At 67.2% G+C, this 9,821-nt stretch carries 9 protein-coding genes; 3 read left to right on the top strand and 6 right to left on the bottom strand.

Going from position 1 to position 9,821, the window contains the following annotated elements:
* Both B0W88_RS26480 and B0W88_RS26475 read left to right on the top strand, forming a co-directional pair.
* Positions 1-1,025, top strand: a 1,025-nt coding sequence (locus B0W88_RS26480; RefSeq protein WP_144006986.1) for a type I secretion C-terminal target domain-containing protein, incomplete at its 5' end; no start/stop codon positions are given.
* A gap of 27 nt (positions 1,026-1,052) precedes the next feature.
* Positions 1,053-1,526: a PEP-CTERM sorting domain-containing protein gene (locus B0W88_RS26475; RefSeq protein WP_077037585.1), complete on the top strand. Its 474-nt coding sequence runs from the start codon at positions 1,053-1,055 to the stop codon at positions 1,524-1,526.
* Positions 1,527-1,532: 6 nt separating this feature from the next.
* On the opposite strand, the gene B0W88_RS26470 is transcribed toward B0W88_RS26475, so the two are convergent.
* The 6 genes from B0W88_RS26470 to B0W88_RS26445 all read right to left on the bottom strand — a co-directional run bounded on the left by B0W88_RS26470 (position 1,533) and on the right by B0W88_RS26445 (position 8,445).
* Positions 1,533-2,243, bottom strand: a complete 711-nt coding sequence (locus B0W88_RS26470) for an ABC transporter ATP-binding protein (protein WP_077037584.1) — start codon at positions 2,241-2,243, stop codon at positions 1,533-1,535.
* Between the two features lie 4 nt (positions 2,244-2,247).
* Positions 2,248-3,060 (bottom strand): ABC transporter ATP-binding protein, encoded by an 813-nt coding sequence (locus B0W88_RS26465; RefSeq protein ID WP_077037583.1) that lies wholly within the window; start codon positions 3,058-3,060, stop codon positions 2,248-2,250.
* Positions 3,003-4,298, bottom strand: coding sequence for a branched-chain amino acid ABC transporter permease (locus tag B0W88_RS26460; protein WP_077037582.1), 1,296 nt, complete (start codon positions 4,296-4,298; stop codon positions 3,003-3,005). Before B0W88_RS26460 ends, B0W88_RS26465 begins: the two co-directional genes overlap by 58 nt.
* Positions 4,299-4,301: 3 nt before the next feature.
* Positions 4,302-5,261: a branched-chain amino acid ABC transporter permease gene (locus tag B0W88_RS26455; RefSeq protein ID WP_369973936.1), complete on the bottom strand. Its 960-nt coding sequence runs from the start codon at positions 5,259-5,261 to the stop codon at positions 4,302-4,304.
* Positions 5,262-5,430: 169 nt separating this feature from the next.
* Positions 5,431-6,663: a branched-chain amino acid ABC transporter substrate-binding protein gene (locus B0W88_RS26450; RefSeq protein WP_077037580.1), complete on the bottom strand. Its 1,233-nt coding sequence runs from the start codon at positions 6,661-6,663 to the stop codon at positions 5,431-5,433.
* 129 nt (positions 6,664-6,792) lie between these two features.
* Positions 6,793-8,445 (bottom strand): 3-(methylthio)propionyl-CoA ligase, encoded by a 1,653-nt coding sequence (locus B0W88_RS26445; RefSeq protein WP_077037579.1) that lies wholly within the window; start codon positions 8,443-8,445, stop codon positions 6,793-6,795.
* A 206-nt stretch (positions 8,446-8,651) separates the two neighbouring features.
* On the opposite strand from B0W88_RS26445, the gene B0W88_RS35245 reads away from it, so the two are divergent.
* Positions 8,652-9,821 (top strand): methyl-accepting chemotaxis protein (locus tag B0W88_RS35245; protein WP_077037578.1); only part of this gene is annotated, 1,170 nt, incomplete at its 3' end.

The raw sequence follows: 9,821 nt of genomic DNA, 5'->3' as shown, positions 1-9,821 counted from the left end.
TGAAGTGGTTCACGACGACCGAGAAGCGCTGGCCGTTCGGCGCGTCGATGTCGGACCCCGATCCGGTCAACAACCGGCCGACGTTTGCGCAGGGCTTCGCCGCGCCGAACGGCCAGCGCTTCTCGGTCGTCGTGAACCACTTCAAGAGCAAGAGCAGCTGCCCCAGCGGCAGCGGCGCCGATGCCGACAGCGGCGACCTGCAAGGCTGCTGGAACGCCACCCGCGTGGCCCAGGCCCAGCGCCTGCTGGCCTGGCTGCCGCAGGTGCAGGCCGCCACGGGCTCGACCGACGCGGTGATGGTGGGCGACTTCAATTCCTATGCGAAGGAGGATCCGGTCGCCACGCTGACCGGCGCGCTGACCGACGTGGTCGAGGTCTTCCATCCGGGCGGCAGCGGCTACTCCTATGTCTTCGACGGCGCCTCGGGCCGGCTGGACCACGGCTTCACCACCGCCTCGCTGGCCGCCAAGGTGACCGGCGTGGCCGAGTGGCACGTCAACGCCGACGAGCCGACGGTGATCGACTACAACACCGAGTTCAAGCAGCCGGCCTGCACCACCTGCGGCCCGGACTACTACACGGCCACCGCCTACCGCTCGTCCGACCATGACCCGCTGGTGATCGGCCTGAACCTGGTGAACAGCCTGGGCGGCGGCAGCGGCCGCGACACCATTGTCGGCACGCCCGGCGACGACGTCATCGAAGGCGGCCCCGGCGCCGACACGCTGACCGGCAACGGCGGCCATGACGTGTTCGTGTATCGCAGCATCCTCGACGCCGGCGACACGATCACCGACTTCAACCCGGCCGACGACAAGCTGGACCTGCATGCGCTGCTGCAGGAGCAGGGCATCGCCGTCGCCGATCCGCTGGCCAGCGGCCATGTGAGCTGCACTGCACAAGCCGCCGGCGCCGTGATCGGCGTGGACGTGGACGGCAGCGCCGGCCCGGCCAAGAGCCGCGCGATCGTGCAGCTCAAGGGCGTGGCCTGCGGCGCGCTGACGGCCGCCAACTACAAGTTCTGATCGATCTCCAAGGGAAACACCATCATCATGACCAAGCACCTCATCGCCCTCGCCGCCCTGCTGGCGATCGGCTCGGCCCAGGCCACGACCACCTACGACTTCGGCGGCGTCATCGAGACCGGCGTGCTGACCGGCACGGCCTTCAGCGGCCAGTTCAGCTTCGACGAGACCCTGCTGTCCGGCAGCCCCGACTTCCTGGCGCCGAGCGCGCTGACGCTGAACTTCAACGGCGCCGTCTACACGCTGGCGACGGCCGAGGTCGACTCCACCGGCATCAGCTTCGACGCCGGCAAGCCGGTCGGCATCGACGCCATCTGGGGCAGCTACAGCCAGGGCCTCGTGCTCAGCAGCGGCTTCGGCAGCCCCTACCTGGCCGATACAGCCGGCAACTCGGGCAGCCTGGCGATCAGCGCCAGCCCGGTGCCGGAGCCCTCGCAGTGGATGCTGATGGTGGCCGGCATGGCCGCGCTAGGCGCCGTGGTGCGCCGCAGGTCGGCCTGAGCGCTCCTAGACCTCCAGCCACTCCTTGCGAATGTAGGCATTCGCCCGCAGTTCCGCGGGCGTGCCTTCGAACACGATACGGCCGTGGCCCATCACGTAGCAGCGCTCGGAGATCTCCAGCGCGATGGCCAGCTTCTGCTCGACCAGCAGCACGCTGACGCCGCGCTTGCGCAGTTCCTTCAGGTACTCGGCCACCAGTTCGACGATCTTGGGCGCCAGGCCCTCGGTGGGCTCGTCGATCATGATCAGGTCGGGGTCGCCCATCAGCGTGCGGCACAAGGTGAGCATCTGCTGCTCGCCGCCGGACAGCACGCCGGCCTCGGTGTGCTGGCGCTCCTTCAGGCGCGGGAACATCGTGTACATGTCCTCGAAGCTCCAGCGGGGCTTCGCCTTGCCCTTGCGCTTCTCGCCCAGCATCAGGTTCTGGTGCACGGTGAGCTTGGGGAAGATGTCGCGGTTCTCGGGCACGTAGCCGATGCCGCTGTGGGCCACCTCGTAGGCCTTCAGGCCCAGCAGCGGCTTGCCGCCGAACTCGATGCGGCCCTGCGCGTCGACCTGGCCCATGATGGTCTTGGCCGTGGTCGATCGACCCGAGCCGTTGCGACCCAGGAGGCTGACGATCTCGCCGGGGCGGACTTCCATCGTCACGCCGTGCAGCACGTGGCTCTTGCCGTAGAAGGCGTGGACGTTGTCGAGCTTGAGAGTACGGTCGCTCATGATGTCAATGCGCCTCCGCCAGGACGGAGCCGAGATACGCCTCCTGCACCCGCGCATTGGCGCGCACCGCATCAGGCGTGTCGAAGGCGATCACCTCGCCGTAGACCAGCACCGCGATCTTGTCGGCCAGGCCGAAGACGACGCCCATGTCGTGCTCCACGGTCAGCAGGGTCTTGCCCTGGGTGACGTCGCGGATCAGGTTGATGAAGCGCGAGGTCTCGCTCTTGCTCATGCCGGCGGTCGGTTCGTCCAGCAGGATCACGCTGGAGCCGCCGGCGATGGTGATGCCGATCTCCAGCGCGCGGGCCTCCGCGTAGGTGAGGTTCATCGCCAGCACGTCGCGCTTCTTGTCGAGCTTGATCATCGCCATCACCTCCTCCGCGCGCTCGTTGGCGTCGGTCAGGTCGGCCAGGAACTTCCAGAACGCATAGCGGTGGCCCATGCTCCAGAGCACCGCGCAGCGGATGTTCTCGAAGACCGACAGCCGCGTGAACAGGTTGGAGACCTGGAAGCTGCGCGAGAGGCCGCGGCGGTTGATCTCGTAGGGCTTCATGCCGTCGATGCGCTCGCCGTTCAATTTGATCTGGCCGCTGGTGATGCCGAAGCGGCCGCTGATCAGGTTGAACAGCGTGGACTTGCCCGCGCCGTTGGGGCCGATGATGGCGACCCGCTCACCGGCGTTCACCTGCAGCTGCGCGCCGCGGATGATGGCGCTCTTGCCGAAGCTCTTGTGGACGTCGAGCAGTTCAAGGGCGTAACTCACAGCGCTTCTCTCCGCTTGATCTCTTTCTCGATCTCTTCCTGGATCTCGCTCCATTCGCGGGCGTACTGGCGGCGGGCCAGCTCGAACAGCGCCGCGCCGATGATCAGCACGAAGCTCGCGCCGACCCAGGCATCCAGCCCCTTGGCGTTGATCGATGCGCCCATGTAGTTCATCTGGGGGCCCAGCGCCTCGTTGAGCTTCAGGTGGTAGACCATCTCGACCATCGCGCCGCCGCCGACCAGGATCGTGAAGGCCGTCAGCGCCAGCGCGAGATACGAGGTCCACAGCTTGCGCAGCTTGCCAAAGGCCGCCACGCGCAGGTTCATCATGATCAGGCTGGCGATGCCACCCGGCGCATACATGACCATGAACAGGAACACGAGGCCGAGGTACAGCAGCCAGGCCTTGGTCAGCTCCGACAGCAGCACCAGCGCGATCACCATCAGCACCGCGCCGATGATGGGCCCGAAGAAGAAGGTGGCGCCGCCCAGGAAGGTGAACAGCAGCAGCGCGCCGGAGCGGGCCGCGCCGACCACCTCGGCGGTGACGATCTCGGTGTTCAAGGCCCCGAGGCCGCCCGACACGCCCATGAAGAAGCCCGAGATCATGAAAGCCAGGTAGCGCACCCAGCGGGTGTCATAACCGATGAACTCGACGCGCTCGGGGTTGTCGCGCACGGCGTTGAGCATGCGGCCCAGCGGCGTGCGGGTCAGCGCGAACATCGCGCCGGTGCAGACGAAGCAGTAGACCGCGATCAGATAGTAGAGCTGGATCTGCGGGCCGAAGCTGATGCCCAGCACCGGCTTGCCGACGACGCGGTTGCTGGACACGCCGCCCTCGCCGCCGAAGAACTCCGGCAGCATCAGCGACATCGACCACACCAGCTCGCCCAGGCCCATCGTGATCATCGCGAAGGTGGTGCCGGCCTTCTTCGTCGACACATAGCCCAGCAGGCCCGCGAAGAACAGGCCCGCCACACCACCCACCAGCGGGATCAGGCTCACCGGAATGTTCCAGCGGCCCGCGCCGGCGGCGTTGAGCGTGTGGATGGCGAGGTAGGCGCCGAAGCCGCTGTACAGCGCATGGCCGAAGCTGAGCATGCCGCCCTGGCCCAGCAGCATGTTGTAGGCGAGGCAGGCGATGATGCCGATGCCCATCTGCGTGAGCATCGACTGCGCCAGGCCGCTGGTCCAGATCAGCGGCGCGACGAGCAGCATCAGCGCATAGACGCCCCAGACGATCCAGCGACCGACGTTGTAGGGTTTGAAGTGGAATTGTTGTTGGGCAGCCAAGGTTCAGTCCTCCCGCGTACCGAGGAGGCCCTTGGGCCGGAAGATCAGGATCAGCACCATCAGCAGGTAGGGCAGGATCGGCGCGACCTGGGCCAGCGAGAGCTTCAGGATCGGGTAGCCGAAGGTGTCGGGCGTGACGCCGGCACCGAACTTGTTGAACAGCGTGGCGAGCGAGCCGTCCACCGTCAGCGGCAGGGTCTGCAAGAGGCCGATCAGCAGCGAGCCGACGAAGGCACCGGACAGCGAGCCGATACCGCCGACCACCACGACGACGAAAATGATCGTGCCGACCAGCGCGGCCATCGTCGGGTCGGTCACGAAGGTCATGCCGCCGATGACGCCGGCCAGGCCCGCCAGCGCGCAGCCGCTGCCGAACACCAGCATGAAGACGGCGGGCACGTTGTGGCCCAGCGCCTCGACCATCTCGGGATGCGTCAGTGCCGCCTGGATCACCAGGCCCACCCGCGTGCGGGTCAGCAGCAGCCACAACGACAGCAGCATCAGCAGCGCCACGGCCATCATGAACACGCGGGTCAGCGGGAAGGTCGAGCAGGAGGCAGCCGAGCACACGGCGGCCGGTGCGGCGCCCAGCGCGAAGGACAGGCCGCTCGCCGGGCTCTGGATGATCGTGAAGGCCGAGCCCTGCAGCGAGGGCGGCGGCGTGAAGGGCACGGCCGTCTGGCCGAACACCAGCTGCACCACCTCCAGCAGCACGTAGCTGAGGCCGAAGGTGATCAGCAGCTCGGGCACATGGCCGTATTTGTGCACGCGGCGCAGCGCCGTGCGCTCGAACAGCGCGCCGGCCACACCCACCAGCAGCGGCGCGGCGATCAGCGCCGTCCAGAAGCCCAGCACGCCGGCCAGGCTGTAGGCGATGTAGGCGCCCAGCATGTAGAAGCTGGCATGCGCGAAGTTCAGCACGCCCATCATGCTGAAGATCAGCGTGAGGCCGGAGCTGAGCATGAACAGCAGCAGCCCGGAGGACAGGCCGTTCAGCAGGTTGATGAGGATTTGGTCCACGGCGATTCCGTCTGGTACGACACATCAAGCGGCAGCCGCGGAACTGGCTCCGCCAGGCCGCTGGCTGCGCCCCCTTGAGGGGGAGCCGCGCAGCGGCTACGGGGGTGGTCCGTTACGGGCGCTTCATCTGGCAGGAAGTCGGGGTCGAGGACACATAGGACTCGAACGCCTTCACCACCTTGAAGTTGTAGCCCGTGTTCTCCACGCTGTACGGATGCTTGGCATCGGCCTTGGCCCACAGCGAGATGTACAGCGGCTGCTGCAGCTGGTGGTCCGTCGCGCGGACGCTGACCTCGCCGTTGAAGCTCTTGAAGCTCAGGCCTTCCAGCGCCTTGGCCACCTTCAGCGGGTCGGTGCTCTTGGCCTTGGCCATGCCGTTGGTCAGCGCCTCGAAGATGTGGATGATGCTGCCGGTGTAGAAGTCGTCGTTGAACTTGGCCTTGAACTCGTCGGCCAGCTTGTCCATGTTGCCGCCCATGTTGTTGTAGTTGTAGGCGACCTGGTAGACGCGGTTCTCGCCGCTGGCGCCCATGGCGGTGGGCGTGCCGGTGACGCCGGCGTAGTAGGTGAAGAACTTGCCGGTGTAGCCGGCCTCGTTGGCGGCCTTCACCAGCAGGGCAAGATCTGACCCCCAATTGCCGGTGATCACCATGTCGGCGCCGCTGGCCTTGATCTTGGCGACGTAGGGCGCGAAGTCGCGCACCTGGGCGATCGGGTGCAGGTCCTCGCCGACGATCTGGATGTCCGGGCGCTTGCGAGCGAGCAGCTCCTTGGCGTACTTGGCGACCTGGTGGCCGTGCGAGTAGTTCTGGTTCAGCAGGAAGACCTTCTTGACCTCCGGCTGGTCCTTCAGGAAGGTGGTGATCGCCTCCATCTTCATCGACGTGTCGGCGTCGAAGCGGAAGTGCCAGTAGCTGCACTTGCTGTTGGTCAGGTCGGGGTCCACCGCGGCGTCGTTCAGGTAGACGACTTCCTTGCCGGGATTGCGCTCGTTGTACTTGTTGATCGCGTCCACCAGCGCCAGCGCGACGCTGGAACCGTTGCCCTGGATCACGTAGCGGATGCCCTGGTCGGTGGCGCTCTTCAGCGCGTTCAGCGACTCGGCGGGGCTCAGCTTGTTGTCGATCGGGACCAGCTCGAACTTCACGCCGGCCGGGTTGCTCTTGTTGTACTTCTCCGCGAAGAACTGGAAGCTCTTGACCTGGTTCTGGCCGACCGGGCCCATCAGGCCCGAGAGCGGATCGATCCACGCGATCTTGACCGTCTCGCCCTTCTGCGCTTGGGCGGCAGCGGCACTGGCAAGCAGGGCCGCGACCAATGCGGTCTTCAGGTACTGGTTCGACATCGTTGTCTCCTTGTGGGGGTGATGTTGAGAAGGTGGAACTTTGCGTTCTCTACTAGGCGCACAGACGGTACTGGACATGGCCCGCCGCGGCGGTCGGGGACTTCCCCAGCGGGCGCTGTCAGCGCCTTGTCAGATTCCCGGCAACTTGTGGTCCTTGAACTGCTCGCGCAGCTTGAGCTTCTGCATCTTGCCGGTGGCGGTGTGCGGGATCTCGGCGACGAAGGCCACGTCATCGGGGATCTGCCACCTGGCGATGCGGCCCTCGAAGAAGCCCAGCATCTGCTCGCGCGTCAGCTCGACACCCGGCTTCTTCACCACGACCAGCAGCGGCCGCTCGTCCCACTTCGGATGGGGCAGCGCGATCACCGCGGCCTCGAAGACATCCGGGTGGGCCATCGCGATGTTCTCCAGCTCGATGGAGCTGATCCACTCGCCGCCGGACTTGATCACGTCCTTGCTGCGGTCGGTGATCTGCAGGAAGCCGTCCTGGTCGATGGTGCCGACGTCGCCGGTCGGGAACCAGCCGGGCTTGCCGTCCACGCTGGCGAGCGGCGATTCGGGATGGTTGTAGTAGCGGTCGATCACCCAATGACCGCGCACCAGCAGGTTGCCGGCGCTCTGGCCGTCCCAGGGCAGCTCGCGGCCGTCGTCGCCGACGATGGCCATGTCCACGCCCCAGATCACCTTGCCCTGCTTCTCCAGCAGGTGCTGCTGTTCATCGGCAGGCAGCGCGGCCTGGCGCGCATTCAGCTTGGACAGCGTGCCCAGCGGCGACATCTCGGTCATGCCCCAGGCGTGGATCACCTCGATGCCGTAGTCCTCCTTCAGCGCCTTCATCATCGCCGGCGGGCAGGCCGAGCCGCCGATCACCGTGCGCTTGAAGGTGGAGAACTTCAGGCCGTTGGCCTTCACGTAGTTGAGCAGGCCCAGCCAGACGGTCGGCACTCCGGCGGAGAAGGTGACCTTCTCGCCCTCGAAGAGTTCGTACAGCGACTTGCCGTCCAGGTGCGGCCCCGGCATCACCAGCTTGAAGCCGACCAGCGCCGCGGTGTACGGGATGCCCCAGGCGTTGACGTGGAACATCGGCACCACCGGCAGCACCACGTCGCGCGCGGAGCAGCCCATCGCGTCGGGCAGGGCCGCGGCCATCGAGTGCAGCACGCTGGAGCGGTGGCTGTAGACGGCGCCCTTGGGGTTGCCGGTCGTGCCGGAGGTGTAGCAGAGGCAGGCGGCGCTGTTCTCGTCGAACTCGGGCCAGGCGTAGCGGCCGTCCTCGGCGGCCATCAGTTCCTCGAAGCACAGCAGGCCCTTCAGCGAGGTCTCGGCCGGCATGTGGGCGCGGTCGGTCATCAGCACGAAATGGCGCACGCTGGGCAGCGAGGGCGCGAGCTTCTCGACCAGCGGCAGGAAGGTGGCGTCGAAGAACAGCACGCTGTCCTGCGCATCGTTGGCGATCCAGGCGATCTGCTCGGGGAACAGGCGCGGGTTGATCGTGTGGATCACCATCTGCGAGCCGGCCACCGCGTAGTAGGTCTCCAGGTGGCGGTGGGTGTTCCAGGCCAGCGTGGCGATGCGCTCGCCAGGCTGGCAGCCCAGCTTCAGCAGGGCCTGGGCCATCTGGCGGGAACGCTGCTCGGCGTCGCGCCAGGTGTAGCGGTGCAGGTCGCCCTCCACCCGCTTGGTGACGATCTCGGTGGCGCCCGCATGCCGGGCCGCATGGGTGATCAGCGACGAGATCGTCAGCGGGCTCGTCATCATCTGGCCCATCAGAGGCGTCGCCATGGCCGCGGTCTCCTGTCGCTGTTGTTGTCGGGCCAGTCTAATCCAGCGTTTTGCGGCGGCGGAGTCGCCCGCGTTACACCCGCCACCCCTGCAACCCTAGGGTATTCACTGCAGGAAGTCACGCCACTACCCGCCGGGCCGGTTGGCAGCGGGACACCCTATGCGCAGAATCTCGCCGTTAGCAAAACAACGGAGCGGCAGGAGACATGAACCTCAACGACATTCCCCTGGCACGCCGGGTGACCGGCGCCATCGCCATCCTGCTGGCCGCGATGCTGCTGATCGGCGGCTACATCTTCCACCGTGCCAACGTGATCGCGGACGAGGCCAGCGAGGCCACCGCGCAGGCCCAGGCGCTGATCCGCAAGTCCGTCCTCTGGCAGGGCATGACCCAGACCGCGGTCACCCGCAACCTGGCCGCCACCGTCAGCTCCGATGCCGCCGTCGCCGAATTCTTCAAGGAAGCGCTGGCCACCGACACGCCCAAGGTCCAGGCGCTGCGCAAGCAGGTCGCCGAGGAGGCGCAGACCCCAGAGGACCAGGCGCAGATGAAGGTCATCATGGGCCACGGCGCGCAGCTGCTGGCCGCCAGCGCCAAGGCCAAGGAAGCGGCCGCCGCCGGCGATCGCGAGACCGCCCGCAAGATCATCGACAAGGACTACGCCCCGTCGGTGGCCCAGTACCTCGCCGACATCGGCGACTTCGTCAAGCTGCAGGAGAAGAAGATGGAGCAGGCCGAGGCCGAGGCCGACGCCAGGCGCGGCGGGCTGCAGCTGCTGGGCTCGGTCGGCGCGGTGATCATCGTGGCGGCGGGCCTGCTGGTGGCCTGGTCGCTGGTGCGCTCGATCGTGCGGCCGCTGGGCGACGCGGTGCGCGTGGCGGAGGCGGTGTCCACCGGCGACCTGCGCTCGCGCCTCGAGCCCCAGGGCCGCAACGAGGTGGGCCAGCTGACGGTGGCGCTGCAGACGATGAACGACAGCCTGGTGCGCATCGTCAGCCAGGTGCGCAACAGCTCCGATTCCATCGCCACCGGCTCGGCCGAGATCGCCGGCGGCAACGCGGACCTGAGCCAGCGCACCGAGCAGCAGGCCGCCAACCTGGAGCAGACCGCCGCCTCGATGGAACAGCTCACCGCCACCGTCAAGCAGAACGCCGAGACCGCCCGCACCGCCAACCAGCTCGCCACCAGCGCCACCGGCGCTGCGGCCAAGGGTGGCGAGGTGGTGGGCCAGGTGGTGGCGACGATGGAGCAGATCACCGCCGCCTCGCGCAAGATCGCCGACATCATCGGCACCATCGACGGCATCGCCTTCCAGACCAACATCCTCGCGCTGAACGCGGCGGTGGAAGCCGCGCGGGCCGGCGAGCAGGGCCGC

It is taken from the genome of Pelomonas sp. KK5 (assembly GCF_001984095.1).
Classification (GTDB): Bacteria; Pseudomonadota; Gammaproteobacteria; order Burkholderiales; family Burkholderiaceae_C; genus KK5.
Note: the sequence above shows the minus strand (reverse complement) of the source record. Positions and strands in the feature narration are given on the sequence as shown.